A 25,471-nucleotide genomic window follows, 5' to 3' on the forward strand; every position below is an offset into this window, starting at 1 on the left:
GCGGTCAGGTGATCGGGGTGAAACGCTCCAGCTGCACCGGCTGCTGATCAGGTGACGGCGGGGGCAGTTCCACCGGCACACCGTCGACGACGCGGGTGACGGTGCCCTTCTCGCGGTCGAAGTTCAGCGTGCCGTGCTGGAAGTTCTGCACGATCCACTGGGGCTCGGGAATCTCCGAGCTGGTCGGCAGGCCCAGGACTCCGCGTTCGAAGCCCAGCGCTCCCCATGCCTCGTAGATGCCGCCGGTGACCGGTTGTGCACCGCTGTCCGGTGACCAGTACACGGCGCCGTGCTCGAAGGTGGCGTAGCGGGCGGCCCCTTCACCGGTGGTCTCGGGAGAGGTCGGGTTGCCGAGCATGCCGGCCGGTCCGCCCGCCGCCTGCCAGCGGGCGAAGATCGCGCCGCCGCGCATCTGGTCGGCCAGGTCCTCGGGGCCGGGGGGCCGGTTGAAGCGGGCGGCGATGTCGCGGATGCGGTCCATCTGGGCGTAGGCCGCGTTACCGGGGCAGTCGGTGATGCCGACATCGCGGTGGGTGAAGATCGTCGGGAGCGTCGGGGTGGCTCCGCGGGGGAAATGGGTGAACGACCCGCCGGCGGAGGTGAGCACGACGGTGCCGCGCGGGTCGATGTGATCGAGGCCGAGGCGCCAGCCCAGCAGGCGCCCGGTGTTGCGCACCTGGATCTCGGTCGGTGGCACGACGTCGAAGTCGCCCAGCATCGCCACCCCCCAGGTGTCGATGTTGAAGCCGCCGGTGTGGGAACCCTCGACAGGCCTGTCCATGCCGCCGGCACGGCCCTCGAACACCTGGCCGTACTTGTCGACCATGGCGTTGTAGGCGATGTCGCACCAGCCCAGCTCACGGGTGTGGTACTCGTAGATCGACCGGATGATGCCGGCCGAATCCTCGGGCGCATAGTCGTTGCTGCCCGCGGTGTGGTGCACGATGCCGGCACGGATGCCCTTGTCGTACACGGTGTTTCCGCATCGCATCGACTCGTTGGCGCCCCACTGTGCGCGTCCGATGATGGTCGGCGGTTGGCCGGGGTTGATGGCGGCGGTCGGCAGCGGCCCGACGTCGACGGGGGACTGGGGCGGGCTGATCAGCACCGCGGTGACGTTCTGGCCGATGGGTGCTTCGACGTTGGCCGGCACATAGCCGAGCCCCGGTTTGGCCGGGTCGGTCTTCCCGGTCTTCCCTGGCGGTGGCGGGGCGGGCGCCTGGGGTGCGCGGGTGACGGCGATCTGCACGGTGGTGGTGCGGCCGACGAACACCGGTTCGGTGCCGCGCGGGCCGGGAGTGTCGGCGCCGACCCCGTCGAGGTTCTCGGCCTGGTACCAGGGCCCCCAGGTGCCGTCGTCCTTGCGGGCGCGGACCCGGGCGGAAGTGCCACGTAGGTCCGGAGAGGTGAGCGCGACCATCGAGAACGGGCTGTCCTGATGGATCTCACGGATGCTCTCACCGACCGCGAGATTGTCCAATGGTTGCTGTGTGAGCTGCGGTGCAGCGTTCGCCTGGTCAGGGTGTTCGCCAGAATCCGTTCCGGAGATGGCCCACGGCACGATCACGACCGTCGCCGCGAGTGCGGTGAAGAGAATCGACGGCGCGGAGCGGCGGGACTGCACGGACTGATGTTACGTATGAGTCTGATGTTACGAATGATTCGACACGGCCCGCGCGTCGCCTTTCGCGCGCCGGCACCGGACACAACGGCACCGCAGAGCCGATGGCTTCTGCGGTGCCGTTCTTCTAACCGGGCCTTTTTACGGGATCGGCGGGGCCGGGACCGGCGGTGCGGGCACCGGCGGCTTCATCGCCGAGGTGATCGCCGGCATGACCATGCCCTTGAGCAGGTCGATGGCCTGGCCGGCGCCGAGCTGCTGAGCTGCGCTGGACAGGTCGCCGAACAGACCGCCGCCGCCACCGCCGCCGGTGGCAGGCATCGCGGCCAGCGACGGGTCGGCGCCCAGGAGCGGGTAGGTGCCCGCGCTGGGGTCCAGCCCGATCGGAGCCGAGATCGGCACCTCACCCGGACTGGTCAGACCGCCGCCCAGGGCCGGGTCCAGGCCCGTAGGCGAGGTCAGGCCCCCACCGCCCAAGCCGGCCGGGGTGGTGGTCAGCCCGCCCGGCGCGACACCGGCCGGCGTGAGCGCCGGGTTGGTGAGCGAGCCGGTCGTCGGCGGGGTGAGTGCCGGGTTGGTCAGCCCGCCGGGTGCGGCCGGAAGCCCGGCCGTCGGCGAGGTCAAGCTGGGTGACAGGCCATTGGGGCTGGTCAGCGCGGCGTCAGGGGACGTCAGGCCCGGTGAGGCGAGCCCCGGTGACGTCAGCCCCGGTGACGTGAGTCCGGGCGAGGTGAGTCCGGGCGACGTGAGGCCCGGGTCGGTCAGGCCCGGCGCGGTCAGCCCCGGTGACGTCAGACCCGGCGACGCCAGCCCAGGAGAGGTCAGGGTCGGCGAGCCGAGCGTCGGCGTCGGCGATGCGCCGGTCAGCATGCCTGTCGGCATCGGCGGCAGGTTGATGCCGAACTGGGACAGGCCCTGCGAGAGTGCGGACATCAGTTCACCCGGCAGGTCGGTGACCAGCGCAGCCTGGGTGAACTCGCGCTCCTGGGGCGCGGGGGACAGCTGCGACATGGCAACTAGGGCGACTGGACTTGCGACTGCCACTGCGGCGACTGCGCTCATGGCTGTCGAGAGCTTGCGTCGACGGCGGTTCGGCACGGAAGTCTCCTCAATATGTTTGCAGTTAAGGACTGCATTTCGGATTGCACGGGGTGCTCTCCGCTTGCTTCATCGGCGGTTCCGGACCAGTTGGTGTGGAGCCCATGAATGCCAACGAGATCGATGTTAAGGCTGTTACTCGTGGGTCTAGAGTGACGATATTGAATCGTGAGCGAATTGCGACCTGCGCGCTTTGTCGAATTCGGGCACAGCGGCACGGTCGGATACCCTGGCTGCCGATGACGTCCTTATCTCCCAGGGTCGCTACAGACCAGTCCAGCGGTCATTTCGACTTAATCGTCGTCGGTTCCGGTTTCTTCGGTCTGACGATCGCTGAGCGTGTGGCGACGCAGCTGGACAAGCGTGTCCTTGTTATAGAACGCCGCCCGCATATCGGCGGCAACGCCTACTCCGAAGCCGAACCGCAGACCGGCATCGAGGTCCACAAGTACGGCGCCCACCTGTTCCACACCTCCAATCAGCGGGTGTGGGACTACGTGCGGCAGTTCACCGACTTCACCGGCTATCAGCACCGCGTCTTCGCGATGCATGACGGCCAGGCCTACCAGTTCCCCATGGGGCTGGGCCTGGTCTCGCAGTTCTTCGGCCGGTACTTCACCCCCGACGAGGCCCGCGCCCTGATCAAGGATCAGGCCAGCGAGATCGCCGGGCACGAGGCGGCCAACTTCGAGGAGAAGGCCATCTCGCTGATCGGGCGCCCCCTCTACGAGGCGTTCATGAAGCACTACACCGCCAAGCAGTGGCAGACCGACCCGCGCGAGCTGCCGGCGGCCAACATCACCCGGCTGCCGGTGCGCTACACGTTCGACAACCGCTACTTCAACGACACCTACGAGGGCCTGCCGGTCGACGGTTACACCGCCTGGCTGGAGAACATGGCCTCCGACGACCGCATCGAGGTGCGGTTGGACGTCGACTGGTTCGACGTGCGCGACGATCTCCGCGCGGCCAACCCCGACGCCCCGGTCGTGTACACCGGTCCGCTGGACCGCTACTTCGACTACTCCGAGGGTCGGCTGGGCTGGCGCACACTGGATTTCGATCTCGAGGTGCTCGATACCGGAGACTTCCAGGGCACGCCCGTCATGAACTACAACGACGCCGACGTGGACTACACCCGGATCCACGAGTTCCGGCACTTCCATCCCGAGCGGGACTACCCGGCCGACAAGACGGTGATCATGCGGGAGTTCTCGCGATTCGCCGAAGAGAACGACGAGCCGTACTACCCGATCAACACCGAGGCCGACCGCACCCTCCTGGCCTCCTACCGCGCCCGCGCCAAGGCCGAAACCGCCTCGGAGAAGGTGCTTTTCGGTGGCCGGCTGGGCACCTACCAGTACCTCGACATGCACATGGCCATCGCCAGCGCACTGAACATGTACGACAACACCCTGGCACCGCACCTGGCTGACGGTGCGCCGCTGGTGACCGAGCAGACCGACAAGGAAAGCAGCAACGCATGAGCGACATCCCTTCCGGCGCACTGGACGCCGGAGAATCCAGGGCGGTCAGTCTGCTGGCCCGCGTGATCCTGCCGCGACCGGGTGAGCCACTGGACGTCCGCAAGCTCTATCTCGTCGAAGACACGACCAATGCCCGCCGGGCCCACGCGCCGACCCGGACCACCCTCGAGATCGGCACCGAGTCAGGCATCTCGTTCGCGACCTACTTCAACGCCTTCCCGGCCAGCTACTGGCGGCGCTGGTCCACCCTGAAATCGGTGGTGCTGCGCGTCGAACTGACCGGCACCGCCCGCGTCGACGTCTACCGGTCCAAGGCCACCGGCGCCCGGATCACCGTCGGCGGGGCCCCCGTCTCCAGCGGCGACTCCGGCGAACCGGCGGCGGTCGAGTTCGAGATCGACCTCACCCCCTTCGAGGACGGCGGCTGGATCTGGTTCGACATCACCAGCAACACCGCGGTCCGGGTCCACAGCGCCGGGTGGTACGCGCCGTCCCCCGCGCCGGGCCGGGGCAACATCGCCGTCGGCATCCCGACCTTCAACCGTCCCTCGGACTGCGTCAACGCGCTCGCCGCCCTGACCTCGGATCCGTTGGTGGACGAGGTGGTCAGCGCGGTCATCGTGTCCGATCAGGGCACCAGCAAGGCCAAGGATCACCCCGGATTCACCGCGGCCGCCGACGCGCTCGGCAACCGGCTCACGATCCACAACCAGCCCAACCTCGGCGGGTCCGGCGGCTACAGCCGGGTCATGTACGAGGCGCTGAAGAACACCGACTGCGAACAGATCTTGTTCATGGACGACGACATTCGCATCGAACCCGATTCGATCCTGCGGGCCCTGGCCATGAACCGGTTCGCCAAGGAACCCATCCTGGTCGGTGGGCAGATGCTCAACCTGCAGGAGCCGTCACACCTGCACATCATGGGCGAGATGGTCGACCGGGCGAACTTCATGTGGTCGGCGGCCCCCAACGCCGAATACGACCACGACTTCGCCAAGTACGCGCTGGACGACACCGAATCCGACCGCAGCAAGCTGCTGCACCGCCGGGTTGACGTGGACTTCAACGGCTGGTGGATGTGCATGATCCCGCGGCAGGTGGCCGAGGAGCTCGGCCAGCCGGTCCCGCTGTTCATCAAGTGGGACGACGTCGAGTACGGGTTGCGCGCCGCCGAGCACGGCTACCGCACGGTCACCCTGCCCGGTGCGGCGATCTGGCACATGGCCTGGAGCGACAAAGACGACGCCATCGACTGGCAGGCCTATTTCCACCTGCGTAACCGGCTGGTGGTCTCCGCGCTGCACTGGGATGGCGACGTGCGGGGGCTGTTGGCCAGCCACCTCAAGGCCACCTTCAAACACCTTCTGTGCCTTGAATACTCGACGGTCGCGATCCAGAACCGGGCCATGGAGGACTTCCTGGCCGGCCCGGAGCACATCTTCTCCATCCTGGAATCGGCCCTGCCCGACATTCGCAAGATGCGCCAGGACTACCCCGACGCCGTCGTGCTGGGCGGTGCCACCGAACTGCCGCCGGCCTCGGATATCAGGCGCAAAAAGATCGGCATCCCGGTCTCCAAGCCGGCGATCGTCGTGAACCTGGCCCGTGGCGTCGTCCACCAACTGCGTCAGCACGATCCGGAAACCCACATCCGGCCGCAGATCAACGTGGCGACCCAGGACGCCCGCTGGTTCTCGCTGTGCCGGGCCGATGGAGTCACCGTCACCACCGCCGATGGGCGTGGTGTGGTGTACCGGCAGCGGGACCGCGCCAAGATGTTCGCGTTGCTGCGTGCCTCGCTGCGGCAGCAGTTGCGTGTGGTCCGTCAGTTCGACCGCCTGCGCAAGGTCTATCGTGAGGCGCTGCCGGTGCTGACCAGCACCCAGAAGTGGGAGACGGTGTTGCTGACCGAGTCGGCGGAGAAAAACTGACATGACCGATGCCCCGCGCGGCGAGGACGCCGTGTTGGTTGCCGTGCAGTCCGCCCTGGCCACCCGGCCCGGCGTGCTGAGCGGCGCGCGTGCGCTGTCGCATTTCGGCGAGCACAGTCTGGGTTGGCTCGGGCTCGCGGCCGCCGGTGCGCTGGCGCAGCCGGCCAAGCGCAAGTCTTGGTTGGCGGTGGGCGCGGGTGCGTTCCTGGCCCATGCCGCCGCGGTACTGATCAAGCGGGTGGTGCGCCGTGAGCGGCCGCACCACCCCGACATCGCCGTGAACGTCGGGACGCCGAGCCGGTTGAGTTTCCCTTCGGCACATGCCACCTCGACCACCGCAGCCGCGGTGCTGCTGGCCCGGACCACCGGTCTGCCGGTGCGCGCGGTGCTGGTGGTGCCCATGGCGCTGTCACGTCTGGTGCTGGGCGTGCACTATCCCACCGATGTTCTCACCGGCGTGGCCGTCGGGGCAGCCGTCGGTTCTGTGGTTGGAAAAACTGCCGGTGTCGGGCCGAAGGAGACAGTGGCCAAATGAGTGAGGAAGTGCTGCCGGAACTCGGCCCGCCGAAGAATCTGGCCGCCGGGCTGATCAAGGCTGTCCGTCCGCGCCAGTGGATCAAGAACCTGCTCGTCCTGGCCGCCCCGTTGGCCGCGGTCGGCAGCGGCATCCAGTACGACTACGGCGACCTCGCCTACAAGGTGTCGATCGCGTTCGTGGTGTTCTGCCTGGCCGCGTCGTCGATCTATCTGATCAACGACGCCCGTGACGTCGAGGCCGACCGCGCCCATCCGACGAAACGGTTCCGGCCCATCGCTGCCGGTGTGGTGCCGGAGTGGATGGCCTACACGCTGGCCGTCGTTCTTGCGCTGGCCTCGCTGGGCATCGCGTGGCTGCTGACCCCGGATCTGGCGCTGGTGATGGCGGTGTACATCGCCATCCAGCTCGCGTACTGCTTCGGGCTCAAACACCAGGCCGTGCTCGACATCTGCATCGTGTCCTCGGGCTTCCTGATCCGCGCCATCGCCGGTGGTGTGGCCGCCGATATCCCACTGTCGCAATGGTTCCTGTTGGTGATGGCCTTCGGCTCGCTGTTCATGGCGGCCGGTAAGCGCTACGCGGAACTGCAGTTGGCCGAGCGCACCGGGGCCAAGATCCGCAAGTCGCTGGAGAGCTACACCAGCACCTATCTACGGTTCGTCTGGACACTGTCGGCCACTGCGATGGTGCTCTGCTACGGCCTGTGGGCGTTCGGGCGCGACAGTGCCAACGACGCCTTGGGTCTCGACGGCCAGGACGCATCGTGGTACGCGATCACGATGGTTCCGTTCACCGTCGCGATCCTGCGCTATGCGGTTGACATCGACGGTGGCATCGCCGGTGAGCCTGAGGAGATTGCGCTGAAAGACCGAGTGCTGCAGATCCTGTTCCTGGCCTGGATCGGAACCATCGGTGCAGCCATCTACTTCAGCTGACCGGATTACGTTGCGCCGCCTGGCGGGCGGCGTGGGTGCCCGGTTGGCGCGGTGGCCGGTGTTTCCCTACGACGTCTCGGTGCGGGTGAGCCTGTGGGTGAGCGTGGTCGTGGTGGCCGGCCTGTTCGGCTGGGGCGCCTGGCAGCGCCGCTGGATCGCCGACGACGGCCTGATCGTGCTGCGGACGGTGCGAAACCTGATGGCGGGCAACGGTCCTGTCTTCAACGCGGGTGAGCGGATCGAGGCCAACACCTCCACCGTGTGGACCTATCTGGTCGCGCTGGGCGCATGGCTCGGCGGTCCGGTCCGGATGGAGTATGTGGCGCTGGCCTTTGCGCTGACGCTGAGCGTGCTCGGCGTCGTCCTGGCGATGCTCGGCACCGGCCGGTTGTACGCCCCGAGCCTGCAGGGCCGCCGGGCCCTGCTGCTGCCCGCCGGCGCGCTGGTCTACATCGCTGTCCCGCCGGCCCGCGACTTCGCCACCTCAGGGCTCGAAAACGGTTTGGTTCTGGCCTATCTGGGCCTGCTGTGGTGGATGTTGGTGTGCTGGTCGCAGGCTCTGCGTGCGGCTCCGGCAACGCGGCGCGGGACACCGAAGGGTGCACCGAATCCGGCGTCCAGCAAGTACTTCGAGGGGGCGCTGGCCACCCTGGCCGGGTTGAGCGTGCTGATCCGCCCCGAGCTGGCGTTGATCGGCGGCGGCGCACTGGTCATGATGCTGATCGCGGCGCGCGGCTGGCGGCGCCGGGGCCTGATCGTGGTGGCCGGTGGACTGCTGCCGGTTGCTTACCAGATCTTCCGGATGGGTTACTACGGGCTGTTGGTGCCGGGCACCGCGGTGGCCAAGGACGCCTCGGGATCGAAGTGGTCCCAGGGCCTGACCTATCTCACCAATTTCAACCACCCGTACCTGCTGTGGGTGCCGGTGCTGCTGCTGGCCGCGCTCGGTGGGGTTCTGCTGACCACGAGGACCCGGCCCTGGTGGGTGCGCCATCAGGTGCCCCGCGGCTATGGCTGGCTGGCCCGCACCGTCCAAAGTCCCGCCGCGGTAGTGCTTTTCATGTTCGCCAGCGGGTTGCTGCAGGGCATCTACTGGGTGCGGCAGGGCGGTGACTTCATGCACGGCCGGGTGTTGCTGACGCCGCTGTTCTGTCTGCTGATGCCCGTCGCGGTCATTCCGGTCGTGCTGCCCGACGGCACCAGGTTCACCCGGGAGACGGGTTACCTGCTGGCCGCAGCCACCAGCGTGTTGTGGGCCTCGGTGGTGGGCTGGTCGATCTGGGCCGCCAACTCGTCGGGCCTGGGGGCCGACGGCACCCGAGTCACCTACACCGGCATCGTCGACGAGCGCCGGTTCTACTCGCAGGCCACCGGTCATGCGCACCCGCTGACCGCCGCCGACTACCTGGACTATCCGCGCATGCGTGCGGTGCTGACCGCGATCAACAACACCCCCGACGGGGCGCTGCTGTTGCCGGCCGGCAACTACGACCAGTGGGACGTCGTCCCCGCCTATCCGCCGCCACCTGATCTCACCCCGGCAGCCCGTCGGGCCTTGGAAACCCCGCACACCGTGTTCTTCACCAACATGGGCATGCTGGGCATGAACGTCGGGCTCGACGTGCGGGTCATCGACCAGATCGGTCTGACGAATCCGCTGGCGATGCACACCCAACGGCTGACCGACGGCCGCATCGGCCACGACAAGAACCTGTTCCCGGACTGGGCCGTCGCCGAAGGACCGTTCCTCAAGACCAGGCCGTACATCCCGCCCTACCTGGACGAGGAATGGATCTCGCAGGCGAAGGCGGCACTGGACTGCCCGGCCACCGAGACGATGCTGAACTCGGTGCGCGGGGAGATGAGCCCCCGGCGGTTCCTGTCCAACCTGGCGCACGCGTACGAGTTCACCAAGTACCGGATCGACCGCGTGCCGCTCTATGACCTGATGCGATGCGGCCTGCCGGTCCCCGAGCCCAAGAACCCGCCGTACACGGGGATGCCTGCCACCGGACCGTAGCGGGGCCAGATCCGTAGGACCGGATTCTGTGTATTCGGTAACGCCCGGGCGGGCGGCGCCGATACCCAGACGAGCCCGCGTGATCGATCTTGAACGGACGGTACGAGAAACCAATGCTGACCTCTGGTGTCTCCGGCATGCGCCGTTGGGGCCGGCGCCTGCTGACGGCCACGGCCGCGTTCGCGATGTTGCCCGGTCTTGGGGCGATCGCGGCTGCGCCGACGGCTGGTGCGTTCTCCCGTGAGGGGCTGCCGGTCGAGTACCTCGACGTGTATTCGGCGTCGATGGGTCGCAGCATCCGTGTGCAGTTCCAGGGTCCGGGCTCGGCGGTCGCGCCCAGCGGGCCCAGCAAGGCGGTCTATCTGTTGGACGGCATGCGGGCCCAGGACGATTTCAGCGGCTGGGACATCAACACTCCCGCGTTCGAGTGGTTCAACGGCTCCGGAATCTCCACGGTCATGCCGGTCGGCGGACAATCCAGCTTCTACAGCGACTGGTATTCGCCGTCGAGTCTGAACAAACAGACCTATACCTATAAATGGGAGACGTTCCTCACACAGGAGCTCCCGGCCTATCTGTCCGCCAACAAGCAGGTCTCCACGACCGGAAACGCTGTGGTGGGGTTGTCGATGTCGGGCGGGGCCGCGCTGATCCTGTCGGCCTACCACCCGGGCCAGTTCACCTATGCGGCGTCGCTTTCGGGATTCCTCAACCCATCGGCTCTGCTGATGCAACAGGCGATCCGCGTAGCGATGCTCGATGCGGGACGCTACAACGTCGACAATATGTGGGGCCTGCCGTGGGACGGCGCCTGGAAGCGCAACGACCCGATCAAGCAGGTGGCCAAGATCGTGGCGAACGGCACCCGGCTGTGGGTGTACTGCGCGCCGGGCGGTGCCACCGGCCTCGACGAGGGATCCGACCCGAACCTCGCAATGAGCGCCAGCAGCCTGGAAACGTTGGCGATCAAGAGCAACAAGGACTTTCAGGATGCTTATGCCCAGGCGGGCGGCACAAACGCGAGCTTCCACTTCCCATCGGCGGGCAACCATGCCTGGCCGTACTGGGCCGCTCAATTGCAGGCCCTGAAACCAGACCTGATCGCGACCATCAACGGCTGAGAGGCGACCAGGGACGACAACTGCTGCAGAGAAGCAACACGTCATCGTGTGGTTGACTACACGGGCACGTGCGCCGCTTACGTCGGTCTTGCATCGATGTGCGGAATACGAAGAAGAGATTGGATAGGGAGCGTATGAAGTTCGTTGGGAAGATGCGCGGCCTGTCGCGCCGGCTGACGGTCGCGGTCGCGGCAGCAGCCGTGCTGCCGGGCCTGGTTGGCGTCGTGGGCGGCTCGGCGACCGCTGGAGCCTGGTCTCGGCCCGGCCTGCCGGTCGAGTACCTCGACGTCCCGTCGGCAGCGATGGGACGCGATATCCGGGTGGAATTCCAGAGCGGTGGTGCGGGTGCGCCTGCGCTGTACCTGCTCGACGGTATGCGCGCCCGGGAGGACAACAACGGGTGGGACATCGAGCTGCCGTCGTTCGAGTGGTTCCTGAACTCGGGCATCTCGGTAGTGATGCCGGTCGGTGGCCAGTCCAGCTTCTACAGCGACTGGTACAAGCCGGCCTGTGGCAGCAAGGACGGCGGCTGCAAGACCTACAAGTGGGAGACCTTCCTGACCCAGGAGCTCCCGGCCTGGCTGGCGGCCAACAAGGACGTCAAGTCGACCGGCAGCGCCGTGGTCGGTCTGTCGATGGCCGGCTCGTCGGCTCTGATGCTGGCGGCACGCCACCCGGAGCAGTTCATCTACGCGTCCTCGCTGTCGGGCACCTTGAACCCGTCCGAGGGCTGGTGGCCGATGCTGATCGGTGTCTCCATGGGTGATGCCGGCGGCTACAAGGCCGATGACATGTGGGGCAAGACGGGTGACCCGGGCAACGCCTGGAAGGCCAACGACCCGACCGAGAACGTTGCCACGATTGCGAACAACGGCACTCGGATCTGGATCTACTGCGGTAACGGCAAGCCCGGCGAGCTGGGTGGCGCCGACATGCCCGCCAAGTTCCTCGAGGGCTTCGTGTGCCGCACGAACTCGACCTTCCAGGAGAAGTACATCGCGGCCGGTGGCAAGAACGCGGTGTTCAACTTCCCGCAGAGCGGTACGCACAACTGGGCCTACTGGGGCCAGCAGCTGCAGGCCATGAAGCCTGATCTGCAGCGGGTCCTGGGCGCCACCCCGACCGCCTGAGCGGACGGCAGGTAGCACATCTGGCGCAGACGCCAGATAGATCCAGATAGACAACGGAAGACGGCGGCGATCCCCACGGATCGCCGCCGTCAGCCGTTTCCGGGGCCAGGTGATTGCCGCCCCGGCTGTGAGGTCGATGTGGTTCACTACAACGCGGGTTATGTGTGCGGGGGCACTTTCTAAGTCCGGCAGGCAGCGGGAGAGGTCGATGATGAGACGTGCGTTGAGTCTGATGCGGGCGATGCTGCTGGCCCTGTTGGCCCCGGTACTCGGTGCCGGCCTGTGGGCCGTGTCCGCGACGACGGGCGCGCCGGCCCGGGCCGAGGGCGTCGAATACCTGATGGTCCCGTCGGCGGCGATGGGCCGCGACATCCCGGTGGCGTTCCAGGGCGGTGGCCCGCACGCGGTGTTCCTGCTCGACGCGTTCAACGCGGCTCCTGACGTCAGCAACTGGGTCAATGCCGGTCACGCGATGAGCACCCTGGCCGGTCGCGGAATCTCGGTGGCAGCCCCGGCCGGTGGCGCGTTCAGCCTGTACACCAACTGGGAGCAGGACGGCAGCAAGCAGTGGGAGACCTTCCTGTCCGCCGAGCTGCCGGACTGGCTGGCCGCCAACAAGGGCCTGGCCCCGGGCGGGCACGGAGTCGTCGGAGCCTCGCAGGGCGGCACGGCCGCGCTGGCGCTGGCCGCGTTCCATCCCGACCGGTTCCGCTTCGCCGGATCGCTGTCGGGCTTCCTGACTCCGTCGGCCACGACCCTCAACGGCGCGATCACCGCAGGCATGGCGCAGTTCGGCGGCGTGGACAGCTACGGCATGTGGGGTGCCCCACAGCTGGGCCGCTGGAAGTGGCATGACCCTGACGTGCACGTGCAGTTGCTGGCCGATGCCAACACCCGGCTGTGGGTGTACAGCCCGGCCGCGCTGACGTGCAGTGATCCGGCCGCGATGATCGGCGTCTGCGATCTGGCGCAGGGCAGCAACCGGTCCTTCTACCAGCACTACCGCTCCGTCGGCGGCAGCAACGGGCACTTCGACATGCCGTCCGGTGGCCAGCATGACTGGGGTAGCTGGGCCCCGCAGCTGGCGCAGATGTCGGGCGAACTGGTCGCGACCATCAAGTAGCCTTCCGCGCGGCACACCGTAGTGACCAGAATCAGCTGCGCCGGGACACTTTTCACCAGCCGGTACGGTGGAAGCGTGCAGCACACGGTACGGTCGGCCACCCTCGTGGTAGCGGTGTCCGCTGCGTCGTTGCTGACGGCGTGCGATGCGGGCGGCGACATCATGGCGCCGCTGGCCCTGCCGACGTCACAGGTCAACGGTGCGCAGCCGCAGGCAGTGTCCGCGGAGCCTCTCCCACGCCGCTCCGGTGAGCTGGCCATCACGTCGCAGCAGCACACCTATCTCGATGAGCTCAAGGCCACGGGGATCAACCCGTCCAGTGAACTGCTGGCGCTGTCGATCGGGTCGTATGTGTGCCAGGCGCACGCCGCCAAGCTGAACGACCAGGCCGTGCGGGATTTCGTCCTGCCGCTGGTGCGCAGCGATGTCCGGGCCGCCCATACCGCGGAGAGCCCGACGTCCGGCGAGATCGACGCCGCCGCCACCGACTACATCCGAATCGCCACCGAACATCTCTGCTGAGAAGCAGATCACCGCACCGCACGCGAGGAGCCCGAGTAACCCATGGCAAAAAATGCCGGCCGCAGGAAGCGGCACCGCATCCTGGCCCTGATCGCCGCCGCGGCGATGGCACTCGTGGTGGTGCTGGTGGTGACGATCGTGGTGATCGTGATGCGTCGTCCCGAGACCCCGTCGGCACCGCCGTCGGCCCAGCCGCCCGCGGGTGTGCCGGGCCCGTCGGCGACGCGTAAGCCGCGCCCGGAGTTCCAGTCCGCTGATTGTCCCGACGTGATGTTGCTCTCGATCCCCGGTACCTGGGAGTCCTCGCCGCAGGACGACCCGTTCAACCCGACCCAGTTCCCGCTGTCGCTGATGTCGAATATCAGCCGGCCGATGGCCGAGCAGTTCGGGACGGACCGCCTCGAGGTCTACACGGTGCCCTATACCGCGCAGTTCCATAACCCCTTCGCCGCCGACAAGCAGATGTCCTACAACGACAGCCGCGCCGAGGGGAAGCGCAGCGCAGTCAAGGCGCTGACGGACATGAACGACCGGTGCCCGCTGACCAGCTATGTGATCGCCGGGTTCTCGCAGGGCGCGGTGATCGGCGGGGACCTGGCCAGCGATATCGGCAACGGCCGAGGCCCGGTGGACGAGGACCTGGTGCTGGGCGTGACGTTGATCGCCGACGGCCGCCGCCAGCTCGGTGTCGGGCAGGATGTCGGCCCCAACCCGCCCGGCCAGGGTGCCGAGATCACGCTGCACGAGTTGCCGGTGCTGTCCGAGATGGGCCTGACCATGACGGGTCCGCGGCAGGGCGGCTTCGGGGCGCTCAACGACCGGACGAATCAGATCTGCGGCAAGGGAGATCTGATCTGCTCGGCGCCGGAGGAGGCGTTCTCGATCTTCAACCTGCCCAAGACGCTGGAGACGCTGACCGGCAGTGCGGCCGGTCCGGTGCACGCCTTGTACAACACCCCGCAGTTCTGGGTGGAGAACGGACAAACCGCCACGCAGTGGACGCTGAGCTGGACCAAAGACCTGGTGGACAACGCGCCGCATCCGAAGCACGGGTGACCGGGACGGGTCGGAGGCGTCAATCGCGCATCGGATTTGGCCGGGACCGTCACGGTCCCTTAACATTAAGAGAAAAATAAGAGCTTCGTGCGCGGGTAGTGGGTTTGATAGAGCCGTCAGCTGATTCGTGGCATGGATCGGCGAGCCCGGTACGATCGTCGGGTTTGGGTACGTATCGGCCGCCGAGTGGCTGCGACGCACGGGCAGTGACGTGCGACAACGCGACGAGTACGGCTCTGACAGGAGATTTTAAATGCCGTTCATCAATCCGTTCATCAAGGACGGTCAGATCAAGTTCCCTGACGGCGCCAGCATCGTCGAGCACGTCGAGCGCTGGGCCAGGGTTCGTGCTGACAAGCTGGCATACCGCTTCCTGGACTTCTCGACCGAACGTGACGGCGTCGCCCGCGACCTGACCTGGGCCCAGTTCAGCGCCCGGAACAAGGCGGTGGCCGCCCGGCTTCAGCAGGTCACCCAGCCCGGTGACCGCGTCGCCATTCTGTGCCCGCAGAACCTCGACTACCTCGTCGCCTTCTTCGGCGCGCTCTACGCCGGCCGCGTCGCGGTGCCGCTGTTCGACCCGTCCGAGCCGGGACACGTCGGTCGCCTCCATGCGGTGCTCGACGACTGCCACCCGTCGGCGATCCTGACCACCACCGAGGCCGCCGAGGGCGTCCGCAAGTTCTTCCGCAGCCGGCCGGCCAATCAGCGTCCCCGCGTCATCGCCGTGGACGCCGTACCCGACGACGTCGCCGCCACCTGGGTCCACTTCAAGGACGTCGACGAGAGCACCATCGCCTACCTCCAGTACACGTCCGGATCGACCCGGATCCCGACCGGTGTGCAGATCACCCACCTGAACATGGCCACCAACGTCGTGCAGATCGTCGAGGCGCTCGAAGGTGAGGAGGGCGACCGCGGCCTGTCCTGGCTGCCGTTCTTCCACGACATGGGTCTGGTCACCGGGCTGATCGCCCCGATGATCGGCCACTACTTCACCTTCATGACCCCGGCCGCCTTCGTGCGCCGGCCCGAGCGCTGGATCCGGGAGATGGCCCGCAAGGAAGGCGACACCGGCGGTGTCATCTCGGTGGCCCCGAACTTCGCGTTCGACCACGCGGCTGCCCGGGGCGTCCCGAAGGACGGTCAGGAGCTGGACCTGTCCAATGTCAAGGCTGTGCTCAACGGCAGCGAGCCGATCTCGGCGGCCACCGTGCGCCGGTTCAACGAGGCGTTCAGCCCGTTCGGCTTCCCGGCCAAGGCCATCAAACCGTCCTACGGACTGGCCGAGGCAACGTTGATGGTGTCGACCACCCCGGCCGCCGAAGAGCCGAAGATCATCTACGTCGACCGCGACGAGCTCAACAGCGGTCGCATCGTCGAGGTGGACGGCGATTCGATCAAGGCGGTTGCCCAGGCCTCTGCCGGCAGGGTCGGCGTCTCCGAGTGGGCCGTCATCGTGGATGCCGAGAGCGCGACCGAGCTGCCCGACGGGCAGGTCGGCGAGATCTGGATGAGCGGCCAGAACATGGGCACCGGGTACTGGGGTAAGCCCGAAGAGTCGATTGAGGTTTTCCAGAACACCCTCAAGTCGCGGACCAGCCCGTCACACGCCGAGGGCGCTGAAGACGACGCCACCTGGGTCCGCACCGGCGATTTCGGCGCCTTCTACGACGGTGACCTCTACATCACCGGCCGCGTGAAGGATCTGGTCATCATCGACGGCCGCAACCACTACCCGCAGGACCTGGAGTACTCGGCGCAGGAAGCCAGCAAGGCGCTGCGTACCGGTTACGTGGCGGCCTTCTCGGTGCCGGCCAACCAGCTGCCCGACGAGGTGTTCGAGAACGCGCACGCGGGGCTGCACCGCGACGACGACGACAGCTCCGAGCAGCTGGTCATCGTCGCCGAGCGGGCACCCGGCTCCCACAAGCTCGAAGTCGGCCCGATCACCGATGACATCCGCGCGGCGATCGCCGTGCGCCACGGTGTCACCGTGCGCGACGTGCTGCTGACCGCGGCCGGCGCCGTCCCGCGTACCTCCAGCGGCAAGATCGGCCGGCGGGCCTGCCGCTCCGCGTACCTGGACGGCAGCCTGCGCACCGGGAAGATCGCGAACTCGTTCCCCGACGAGACGGACTAACCGAAACTCCAAGCCACGAGGCCGACCAGCCCGTTCTGATGCAAGGTGACCTGAATATGGATGAAGCACAAAGCAATTCGAATCCTGAAGAGGGCACCCAGCCCGCCGGGGCACCGGCGTCGCGCCCCGACCTGACCGTCGCGGAGATGCGGGAGTGGCTGCGCAAGGCGGTGGCCACCGCCACGAGTCAGTCGCCTGACGTGATCGACGAGACCACGCCGCTGATCGAGCTGGGCCTGTCCTCGCGTGACGCGGTGGCCATGGCCAGCGACATCGAGGACCTGACCGGCGTCACGCTGACGGCCACGGTGCTCTTCCGGCACCCGACCATCGAGTCTTTGGCCACCGTGATCATCGAGGGCGAGCCCGAGCCCGAGGACACGAGTGACGTGGACTGGTCGCGGGACTCCGATGTCGAGGACATCGCGATCGTCGGCGTCGCAACCCGCTTCCCGGGGGACATGAATTCCCCTGACGAGATGTGGGAGGCGCTGCTCGCCGGGAAAGACGCCATCACGGACCTGCCCGAGGGTCGCTGGGAGGAATTCCTCGCCGAGCCACGGATCGCCGAACGCGTCGGCAAGGCCAGCATTCGCGGCGGCTATCTCTCGGATATCAAGGGTTTCGACTCCGAGTTCTTCGCGCTGTCGAAGATGGAAGCCGACAACATCGATCCGCAGCAGCGGATGGCGCTCGAACTGACCTGGCAGGCGCTGGAGCATGCCCGTATCCCGGCGTCGAGCCTGCGCGGTACCAATGTCGCTGTGTACGTGGGTAGTTCCAACAACGACTACCAATTCCTGGCCCTGATGGACCCCACGGCCGCGCACCCATACGCGATCACCGGTACCGCCACCTCGATCATCGCCAACCGGGTGTCCTACTTCTACGATTTCCGCGGGCCGTCGGTATCGGTCGACACCGCCTGCTCCAGCTCGCTGGTCGCCGCGCACCAGGGTGTGCAGGCGCTGCGCTCCGGCGAAGCCGATGTGGCCATCGTCGGCGGGGTCAACGCCATGATCACCCCGATCGTCACCATCGGTTTCGACGAGGTCGGTGGAGTGCTGGCCCCCGACGGCCGGATCAAGTCGTTCTCGTCGGACGCCAACGGATATGCCCGCTCCGAGGGCGGCGGCATGCTGGTGTTCAAGCGGGTCTCCGATGCCCGCCGCGACGGGGACACCATCCTCGCGGTGATCGCCGGCAGTGCGGTCAACCACGACGGTCGTTCCAACGGCATGCTCGCGCCCAACCCGGACGCGCAGGAAGACGTGCTGCGCAAGGCCTACAAGGACGCCGGCATCAACCCGCGCGATGTCGACTACATCGAGGCGCACGGCACCGGCACCATCCTGGGTGACCCGATCGAGGCCGACGCACTGGGCCGGGTTGTCGGCCGCGGCCGCGACGCCGACAAGCCCGCCCTGCTGGGCGCGGTGAAATCCAATGTGGGCCACCTGGAGTCGGCAGCCGGCGCGGCCAGCCTGGCGAAGATGACCCTGTCGCTGCAGCACGACAAGCTGCCCCCGTCGATCAACTACGCCGGCCCCAACCCGTATATCGACTTCGACAAGGAACACCTCAAGGTCAACGACACCGTCTCGGAGTGGCCGCGTTACAGCGGGCACGCCATCACGGGTGTCTCGGGCTTCGGCTTCGGTGGCGCCAACGCCCACCTGGTGCTGCGCGAGGTGCTTCCGTCGGATCTGGTCGAGCCCCAGCCGGAACCGGAAGCCGTCGAGGACAAGCCGGCCGCCGACGAGGCGAACGCCACCTATGTCGGTGGCGTGCGGATGGACGAGTACGGCGAGTTCGTGCACGACGAGCCTGAAGCCGACGAATACCCGGCCTACGACGAGGCCAACCACGACCTCCCCGGTTTGACCGACGAGGCGCTGCGCCTGATCGAGGCGGCCCGCGAGGAGCTGGCCGCGGCAGAAGCCGCCGAGCCGACCAAGAAGGTTGTCCCGCTTGCTATCTCGGCGTTCCTGACTTCGCGCAAGAAGACCGCCGCGGCTGAGCTGGCGGACTGGATCGACAGCGAAGAAGGCCGTGCGTCCTCGCTGGAATCCATCGGACGGTCACTGTCACGCCGCAGCCACGGACGCTCCCGTGCCGTGGTGCTGGCCCATGACCACGACGAGGCGATCAAGGGCCTGCGGGCGATCGCCGAGGGCAAGCAGCATCCGACGGTGATCTCGGCCGACGGCCCGGTCACCAACGGGCCGGTGTGGGTGCTCGCCGGTTTCGGTGCGCAGCACCGCAAGATGGGCAAGAGCCTGTACCTGCGCGAGCCGGTCTTCGCCGAGTGGATCAACAAGGTCGACGCTCATATCCAGGATGAGCGCGGGTACTCGATCGTCGAGCTGATTCTCGATGACGCGATCGACTACACCAACGACACCTGCGAATACCCCATCGAAGTGGTCCAGACGGTGATCTTCGCCCTCCAGATCGCCCTCGGTGAGTTCCTCAAGGCTCACGGAGCGAAACCCGGTGCGGTGGTGGGACAGTCGCTCGGTGAAGCGGCCGCCGCCTACTTCGCGGGCGGCCTGTCGCTGGCCGACGCCACCAGGACCATCTGCTCACGCGCGCACCTGATGGGTGAGGGCGAGGCGATGCTGTTCGGCGAGTACATCCGGCTCATGGCACTCGTGGAGTACTCCGCCGACGAGATCAAGACCGTCTTCGCGGACTACCCGGGTCTTGAGGTGTGTGTCTACGCCGCCCCGACTCAGACCGTCATCGGCGGTCCGCCGGAGCAGATCGACGCGATCATCGCGCGCGCCGAGTCCGAGGGCAAGTTCGCCCGCAAGCTCCAGACCAAGGGCGCCAGCCACACGCAGCAGATGGACCCGCTGCTTGGTGAGCTTTCCGCCGAAATCCAAGGTATCGAACCGCATCCGCTGACCACGGGCTACTTCTCGACCGTGCACGAGGGCAAGTTCATTCGGGCCGGTGCCGAGCCGATCCACGATGTGGACTACTGGAAGAAGGGGCTGCGCCACAGCGTCTACTTCACCCACGGCATCCGCAATGCGGTGGACAACGGCCACACCACCTTCCTGGAGCTGGCGCCGAACCCGGTGGCGCTCATGCAGGTTGGGCTGACCACCGCGTCGGCCGGGCTGCACGATGCGCAGCTGGTGGCGACCCTGGCTCGCAAGCAGGACGAGGTCGAGTCGATGGTCACGGCCATGGCCCACCTGTTCGTGCACGGTCACAGCCTGGACTTCCGGACGCTGTTCCCGCGCAAGTCGACAGGTCTGGCCGGTGCGTTGGACTTCGCCAACATCCCGCCGACCCGGTTCAAGCGCAAGCAGCACTGGCTCGACGCCCAATTCACCGCGGACAGCTCGGCTGTGATGCCCGGCAACCACGTCGCCACACCCGACGGCAAGCACGTCTGGGAGTTCGTGTCGAAGGGCGCCGCTGACCTCGCCGCACTGGTGAAAGCGGCTGCCGCGCAGGTGCTTCCGGATGCCAAGCTGACCGCCTCCGAGCAGCGTGCGGTGCCTGGCGAAGGCTCGTGCCTGGTCACCACGCTGACCCGGCACCCCGGCGGCGCCTCGGTGCAGGTGCATGCCCGCATCGATGAATCCTTCACCCTCGTCTACGACGCGATCGTGACCCGCGGCGGCGCCGCGGCAGCGCTGCCGACCGCGGTAGGCGCCGGTGTTGTCGCCGAGCAGGTTTCGGCTACCCCGGCAGTGGTGGCTCAGCCCGAGGTCGAGGATGACGCGGCCATCCTGTCCGACAACCTGACCAAGGGCGCCAATCTCGGTGCGGGCTTTGCCAAGTGGTCACCGGATTCGGGCGAGACCATCGCACAGCGACTCGGCACCATCGTCGGCGGTGCCATGGGCTACGAGCCCGAGGATCTGCCGTGGGAGGTGCCGCTGATCGAGCTGGGCCTGGATTCCCTGATGGCGGTGCGGATCAAGAACCGGGTCGAGTACGACTTCGACCTGCCTCCGATCCAGCTGACCGCGGTGCGCGACGCCAACCTGTACAACGTCGAGGAGCTCATCAAGTACGCGATCGAGCACCGCGACGAGGTCGATCAGATCGCCGAGTCCCAGAAGGGGCAGACCGCCGACGAGATCGCGGCCTCACAGGCCGAACTTCTGGGTGGGGCCTCCACCGTCGCCGAGCTCGAGGCCAAGCTGGCCGAGGCCGGACACCCGTTGGCGGACAAGGCTGACGAAGCCGCCGGGGTGGACCCGGTTGCCGAGGCCGCCGCCGAGACAAGCGCAATCCCGCCCGTGGCCGGTTTGCCGGTTCCACCGGCGCCGAGTGATCCGAGCGGACCGGCCATCCCGGCCCCGCCGTCAGATCCGTCCGGGCCCAGCAAGGCCACCGCTGCCGCGGCGGCCGCCAAGGTGCTCACCCAGGAGGCGGTCACCGAGGCGCTCGGCGCCGACGTGCCTCCGCGTGACGCCGCGGAGCGGGTCACCTTCGCCACGTGGGCGATCGTCACCGGCAAGTCACCGGGCGGCATCTTCAACGAGCTGCCCTTCGTCGATGTGGAGACCGCGACCAAACTGTCCGAGCGGCTCTCCGAGCGCGCCGAGGGCACCGTCACCGTCGAGCAGGTCCGTTCGGCGACGAACATCGAAGAGCTGTCCACGATCGTGCGCGATCAGCTCGAAGAGGGCGTGGTGGACGGATTCGTCCGGACCCTGCGGCCCGCGAAAGAAGGTGGACCGCAGGTTCCACTGTTCGTGTTCCACCCGGCCGGTGGATCGACCGTCGTCTACGAGCCGCTGATGAAGCGGTTGCCGGCGGACACCCCGGTGTACGGCATCGAACGGGTCGAGGGCGCCATCGAGGAGCGCGCGGCCGAGTACGTGCCCAAGCTGCTGGAGATGCACAAGGGGCCGTTCATCCTGGCCGGCTGGTCGCTGGGCGGGGCGCTGGCCTACGCATGCGCGATCGGGCTGAAGCAGGCCGGTGCCGATGTCCGGTTCGTCGGCCTGATCGATCTGGCGCTTCCGGGCGAGCCGATCGACCAGAGCAAGGAGGGGATGCGGGCCCGCTGGGATCGCTACGCCCTGTTCGCCCAACGCACCTTCAACGTCGAGATCCCGGCGATCCCGTACGAGGAGCTGGAGCAGCTCGACGACGAAGGCCAGGTGAGGTTCGTTCTGGATGCCATCAAGGACAGCGGTGTGCAGATCCCGGGCGGGATCATCGAACATCAGCGCACGTCCTACCTGGACCAGCGCGCCCTGGCCACCATCGAGGTCCAGCCGTACGACGGCCACGTCACGCTGTACCTGGCCGACCGGTACCACGATGACGCCATCGTGTTCGAGCCCGCGTACGCGACCCGCAAGCCCGACGGCGGATGGGGGGAGTACGTCAAGGATCTCGAGGTGGTGCCCATCGGGGGCGAGCACATTCAGGCCATCGATGAGCCGTACATTGCCAAAGTGGGTGCTCACCTGAGCGAGGCGATCAGCCGTATCCAGAGCGAAGCGACAGTTACCACAGCCGAGAGCGAGAGCAAGTGACGAACAAGACCACGGCTGAACTCCTGGCAGAGCTCCGCGAGAAGCTGGAACTGGCCAAGGAGCCCGGCGATCCCAAGGCCATCGCCCGGCGGGACAAGAAGGGGATCCCGAGCGCCCGTGCGCGGATCCACGCGCTGGTCGACCCGGGCAGCTTCCTGGAGATCGGTGCGCTGGCCAAGACCCCGGGTGACCCCAATGCACTCTTCGGCGACGGCGTGGTCACCGGGCACGGCACGATCAACGGGCGCCCGGTTGGTGTGTTCAGCCACGACCAGACCGTGTTCCAGGGCTCGGTCGGTGAGATGTTCGGTCGCAAGGTCGCCAAGCTGATGGAGTGGGTGGCCATGGTGGGCTGCCCGATCATCGGCATCAACGACTCGGCCGGGGCACGCATCCAGGACGCGGCGACTTCGCTGGCCTGGTACGCCGAACTCGGCCGCCGGCATGAGATGCTGCGCGGTCTGGTCCCGGAGATCTCCATCATTCTGGGCAAATGTGCGGGCGGCGCGGTCTATTCGCCGATCCAGACCGATCTGCTGGTGGCGGTGCGCGACCAGGGCTACATGTTCATCACCGGCCCCGACGTGATCAAGGACGTCACCGGTGAGGATGTGACGTTCGACGAGCTCGGCGGTGCCGACGTACAGGCTCAGCGCGGCAACATCCACAAGGTGGTGGATGACGAGGCGGCCGCGTTCCAGTACGTGCGCGACTACCTTTCGTTCCTGCCCGCCAACCACTTCGACGATGCCCCGATCGTCAACCCGGGCCTTGAGCCCGAGATCACCCCGCACGATCTGGAGCTGGATTCGATCGTGCCGGATGCCGACAACACGGCGTACGACATGCACGAGATCCTGCTGCGAATCTTCGACGACGGTGACGTCTTCGAGATCGCCGAGCAGCGCGGCCCGGCGATGATCACCGCGTTCGCGCGGGTGGACGGCCGTCCGGTCGGCGTGATCGCCAACCAGCCGATGTTCCTGTCCGGCGTGGTGGACACCGATGCCTCCGACAAGGCGGCGAGCTTCATCCGGTTCTGCGACTCCTTCAACCTGCCTTTGGTTTTCGTCGTCGACACGCCCGGCGCCATGCCCGGTGTGCAGCAGGAGAAGGACGGCATCATCAAGCGCGGTGGCCGGTTCTTCAACGCCATCGTCGAGGCCGACGTGCCGAAGGTGACCATCGTCGTCCGCAAGGCCTACGGCGGCGGGTATGCGGTGATGGGCTCCAAGCAGCTCTCGGCAGACCTGAACTTCGCCTGGCCGACCGCGCGTATCGCGGTGATCGGCGCCGAAGGTGCCGCGCAGCTGTTGGTGAAGCGCTTCCCGGATCCGACCGCACCCGAGGTGCAGAAGATCCGCGCCGACTTCATCGAGGGCTACAACCTCAACCTGGCCACGCCGTGGATCGCGGCCGAGCGTGGTTACATCGACGGCGTGATCCAGCCGCACGAGACCCGGCTGCTGCTCCGCAAGTCCCTGCACCTGTTGCGCGACAAGCAGAACGCGCCCAAGACGCTGCGCAAGCACGGCCTGACCCCGATTTAATTCGCCGCGCATGACTACCGCGCTCGTGGTCGGTGCCGGGCCCAACGGGCTAGCGGCGGCCATCACACTGGCCTCGGTGGGGCTGGACGTCACTGTGCTGGAGGCCGCCGAGGAGATCGGCGGCGGCGTGCGCTCGTCGAGCGAGGCCTTCGCGGATGGCCTCCCCGCCGGTCTGGTTCACGATGACTGCTCAGCGATCCACCCGATGGCGGTCGGCTCGGCCTTCCTGAGTGGGCTCGGGCTGGAACGCCATGGGCTGCAGTGGAAATGGCCTGAGATCGATTGCGCGCATCCGCTGGACGGCGGTGACGCCGGTCTGCTGTACCGCAGTGTCGAGGAGACGGCTGCTGCCCTCGGCGCGGACGGCGGGCGGTGGCGTCGGGCCTTCGGTGGGCCGTCGGCGAAGTTCGACACCCTGTCGCAGGACATCATGGGGCCGCTGTTGCGGGTGCCGAAGCATCCGGTGGCATTGGCCCGGTTCGGCGCGCCGACCGTGTTGCCCGCGTCGGCGTTCTCCCGGCTGTTCCGGACCGGGCGGGCCCGGGCTCTGTTCGGTGGCGTTGCGGCACATACCTTCCGGCCCCTGCACTATCCGCTGACGTCGGCCATCGGCCTCGGCATCATCACGGCCGGGCACCGGCACGGTTGGCCGGTGGCGCAGGGCGGTTCGCAGGCCATCACCGATGCGCTGGCCGCCGTGCTCGCCGAGTTGGGCGTCAAGGTGGAAACCGGTGTCCGCGTGACGTCTGCAGCGCAGCTCCCACCGGCCGACGTGACGATGTTCGATCTCGCGCCGACGGCCGTCGTCGACATCCTGGGGGACCGCCTGCCCAGGCGGGTGGCCCGTGGCCTGGGTGGATTCCGTTACGGTCCAGGAGCATTCAAAGTCGACTTCGCGGTCGAGGGCCCGGTGCCGTGGACGAATCCCGCGATCGGCGGCGCCGGGACGGTGCACCTGGGTGGCGACTTCGACGAGGTCGCGGCGACGGAGCGGGACATCCACGCCGGCCGGATGCCGCAGCGGCCGTTCGTGCTCGTCGGGCAGCAGTATGTGGCCGATCGGGGACGCTCGGTCGGCGACATCAATCCGGTGTACTCGTATGCCCATGTGCCACACGGCTATACCGGTGACGCGACCGAGGCGATCATCGGCCAGTTCGAACGGTTCGCGCCCGGGTTCCGCGACCGGATCGTCGGGATGGCGGTGCGGTCGACGACCGAGATGTCGGTGTACAACGCCAACTACGTCGGCGGGGACATCTGTACCGGCGCCAAGGACATCCGGCAGTTGGTGTTCGGCCCGCGTACTACGCTGCAGCCGTACCGAATCGGTGTTCCCGGGATGTACCTGTGTTCGGCGGCCACCCCGCCGGGGCCCGGGGCGCACGGCATGTGCGGCGCCAACGCGGCTGCGGTCGCCCTCGCAGCTCTCGCACGGTGAATCCGGTCGGTTTTGCGGTGGGCCGTCGGCGCACAGCCTTACTCACAAGCGTGTAATTCAAAAACATGGGCCCTGAAAAGGGGCGATGCGAGGCCCGACGAAATCCATCCACAAGTTGTCCACAGGGCACTCGGGTTGGCTGGAATCGCGTCGACGCGTTTCGGCTCCGATGAGAACGCAAAACAGTACATCTGAGGTTGCCGGACACCGGGGCGCGGCTACCATTCCATCCGTGC

16 protein-coding genes are annotated in these 25,471 nt (G+C 67.4%); 14 read left to right on the forward strand and 2 right to left on the reverse strand.

From position 1 onward, the window contains the following. Positions 1-4: 4 nt before the first annotated feature. Complete coding sequence (locus AB0I14_RS15490; protein WP_358022686.1) at positions 5-1,624, reverse strand: N-acetylmuramoyl-L-alanine amidase; 1,620 nt, start codon at positions 1,622-1,624, stop codon at positions 5-7. A gap of 138 nt (positions 1,625-1,762) precedes the next feature. Then, entirely contained in the window at positions 1,763-2,719 is a 957-nt protein-coding gene (locus AB0I14_RS15495; protein WP_358022688.1) for a hypothetical protein, read from the reverse strand. Positions 2,720-2,958: 239 nt separating this feature from the next. On the opposite strand from AB0I14_RS15495, the gene glf reads away from it, so the two are divergent. The 14 genes from glf (at position 2,959) to AB0I14_RS15565 (ending at position 25,235) form a co-directional block, all read left to right on the forward strand. Then, positions 2,959-4,206: a UDP-galactopyranose mutase gene (glf, locus tag AB0I14_RS15500; RefSeq protein WP_358022691.1), complete on the forward strand. Its 1,248-nt coding sequence runs from the start codon at positions 2,959-2,961 to the stop codon at positions 4,204-4,206. Continuing rightward, positions 4,203-6,140, forward strand: coding sequence for a glycosyltransferase (locus AB0I14_RS15505; protein WP_358022694.1), 1,938 nt, complete (start codon positions 4,203-4,205; stop codon positions 6,138-6,140). The genes glf and AB0I14_RS15505 overlap by 4 nt, the downstream gene beginning before the upstream one ends. Position 6,141: 1 nt before the next feature. After that, on the forward strand, positions 6,142-6,675 hold the full coding sequence (locus AB0I14_RS15510) for a phosphatase PAP2 family protein (protein ID WP_358022697.1): 534 nt from the start codon (positions 6,142-6,144) through the stop codon (positions 6,673-6,675). After that, positions 6,672-7,613: a decaprenyl-phosphate phosphoribosyltransferase gene (locus tag AB0I14_RS15515; RefSeq protein ID WP_358022700.1), complete on the forward strand. Its 942-nt coding sequence runs from the start codon at positions 6,672-6,674 to the stop codon at positions 7,611-7,613. The genes AB0I14_RS15510 and AB0I14_RS15515 overlap by 4 nt, the downstream gene beginning before the upstream one ends. Further along, complete coding sequence (gene zomB, locus AB0I14_RS15520; RefSeq protein WP_358022703.1) at positions 7,591-9,633, forward strand: flagellar motor control protein ZomB; 2,043 nt, start codon at positions 7,591-7,593, stop codon at positions 9,631-9,633. Before AB0I14_RS15515 ends, zomB begins: the two co-directional genes overlap by 23 nt. 185 nt (positions 9,634-9,818) lie before the next feature. Beyond that, positions 9,819-10,754: an alpha/beta hydrolase family protein gene (locus AB0I14_RS15525; RefSeq protein WP_358022890.1), complete on the forward strand. Its 936-nt coding sequence runs from the start codon at positions 9,819-9,821 to the stop codon at positions 10,752-10,754. 134 nt (positions 10,755-10,888) lie between these two features. Continuing rightward, a complete protein-coding gene (locus AB0I14_RS15530; RefSeq protein ID WP_358022706.1) occupies positions 10,889-11,884 on the forward strand; it encodes an alpha/beta hydrolase family protein in 996 nt (331 codons plus the stop codon). Positions 11,885-12,095: 211 nt separating this feature from the next. Continuing rightward, the gene (locus tag AB0I14_RS15535) at positions 12,096-13,007 is read left to right on the forward strand and encodes an alpha/beta hydrolase family protein (RefSeq protein WP_358022893.1); all 912 of its coding nucleotides are present in this window, start codon (positions 12,096-12,098) and stop codon (positions 13,005-13,007) included. Between the two features lie 75 nt (positions 13,008-13,082). Continuing rightward, positions 13,083-13,529: a hypothetical protein gene (locus AB0I14_RS15540; protein WP_358022709.1), complete on the forward strand. Its 447-nt coding sequence runs from the start codon at positions 13,083-13,085 to the stop codon at positions 13,527-13,529. Positions 13,530-13,571: 42 nt separating this feature from the next. Beyond that, complete coding sequence (locus AB0I14_RS15545) at positions 13,572-14,585, forward strand: cutinase family protein (RefSeq protein WP_358022712.1); 1,014 nt, start codon at positions 13,572-13,574, stop codon at positions 14,583-14,585. 253 nt (positions 14,586-14,838) lie between these two features. After that, positions 14,839-16,728: a long-chain-fatty-acid--AMP ligase FadD32 gene (gene fadD32 / locus AB0I14_RS15550; RefSeq protein ID WP_358022714.1), complete on the forward strand. Its 1,890-nt coding sequence runs from the start codon at positions 14,839-14,841 to the stop codon at positions 16,726-16,728. A 56-nt stretch (positions 16,729-16,784) separates the two neighbouring features. Further along, a complete protein-coding gene (gene pks13 / locus AB0I14_RS15555; RefSeq protein WP_358022717.1) occupies positions 16,785-22,244 on the forward strand; it encodes a polyketide synthase Pks13 in 5,460 nt (1,819 codons plus the stop codon). Continuing rightward, positions 22,241-23,794: an acyl-CoA carboxylase subunit beta gene (locus tag AB0I14_RS15560; RefSeq protein WP_358022720.1), complete on the forward strand. Its 1,554-nt coding sequence runs from the start codon at positions 22,241-22,243 to the stop codon at positions 23,792-23,794. The genes pks13 and AB0I14_RS15560 overlap by 4 nt, the downstream gene beginning before the upstream one ends. 10 nt (positions 23,795-23,804) lie before the next feature. Next, positions 23,805-25,235: an NAD(P)/FAD-dependent oxidoreductase gene (locus tag AB0I14_RS15565; RefSeq protein ID WP_358022723.1), complete on the forward strand. Its 1,431-nt coding sequence runs from the start codon at positions 23,805-23,807 to the stop codon at positions 25,233-25,235. Positions 25,236-25,471: the final 236 nt, after the last annotated feature.

The sequence above is a fragment of the Mycobacterium sp. NPDC050441 genome (assembly GCF_040655355.1).
GTDB lineage: Bacteria > Actinomycetota > Actinomycetes > Mycobacteriales > Mycobacteriaceae > Mycobacterium.

What these genes read in the sequence shown, in the direction of transcription:
- glf (WP_358022691.1), top strand. Translation starts at nt 2,959, where the DNA reads ATGACGTCCTTATCTCCCAGGGTCGCTACAGACCAGTCCAGCGGTCAT.
- AB0I14_RS15505 (WP_358022694.1), top strand. Translation starts at nt 4,203, where the DNA reads ATGAGCGACATCCCTTCCGGCGCACTGGACGCCGGAGAATCCAGGGCG.
- AB0I14_RS15510 (WP_358022697.1), top strand. Translation starts at nt 6,142, where the DNA reads ATGACCGATGCCCCGCGCGGCGAGGACGCCGTGTTGGTTGCCGTGCAG.
- AB0I14_RS15515 (WP_358022700.1), top strand. Translation starts at nt 6,672, where the DNA reads ATGAGTGAGGAAGTGCTGCCGGAACTCGGCCCGCCGAAGAATCTGGCC.
- AB0I14_RS15525 (WP_358022890.1), top strand. Translation starts at nt 9,819, where the DNA reads ATGTTGCCCGGTCTTGGGGCGATCGCGGCTGCGCCGACGGCTGGTGCG.
- AB0I14_RS15530 (WP_358022706.1), top strand. Translation starts at nt 10,889, where the DNA reads ATGAAGTTCGTTGGGAAGATGCGCGGCCTGTCGCGCCGGCTGACGGTC.
- AB0I14_RS15535 (WP_358022893.1), top strand. Translation starts at nt 12,096, where the DNA reads ATGAGACGTGCGTTGAGTCTGATGCGGGCGATGCTGCTGGCCCTGTTG.
- AB0I14_RS15545 (WP_358022712.1), top strand. Translation starts at nt 13,572, where the DNA reads ATGGCAAAAAATGCCGGCCGCAGGAAGCGGCACCGCATCCTGGCCCTG.
- fadD32 (WP_358022714.1), top strand. Translation starts at nt 14,839, where the DNA reads ATGCCGTTCATCAATCCGTTCATCAAGGACGGTCAGATCAAGTTCCCT.
- pks13 (WP_358022717.1), top strand. Translation starts at nt 16,785, where the DNA reads ATGGATGAAGCACAAAGCAATTCGAATCCTGAAGAGGGCACCCAGCCC.
- AB0I14_RS15565 (WP_358022723.1), top strand. Translation starts at nt 23,805, where the DNA reads ATGACTACCGCGCTCGTGGTCGGTGCCGGGCCCAACGGGCTAGCGGCG.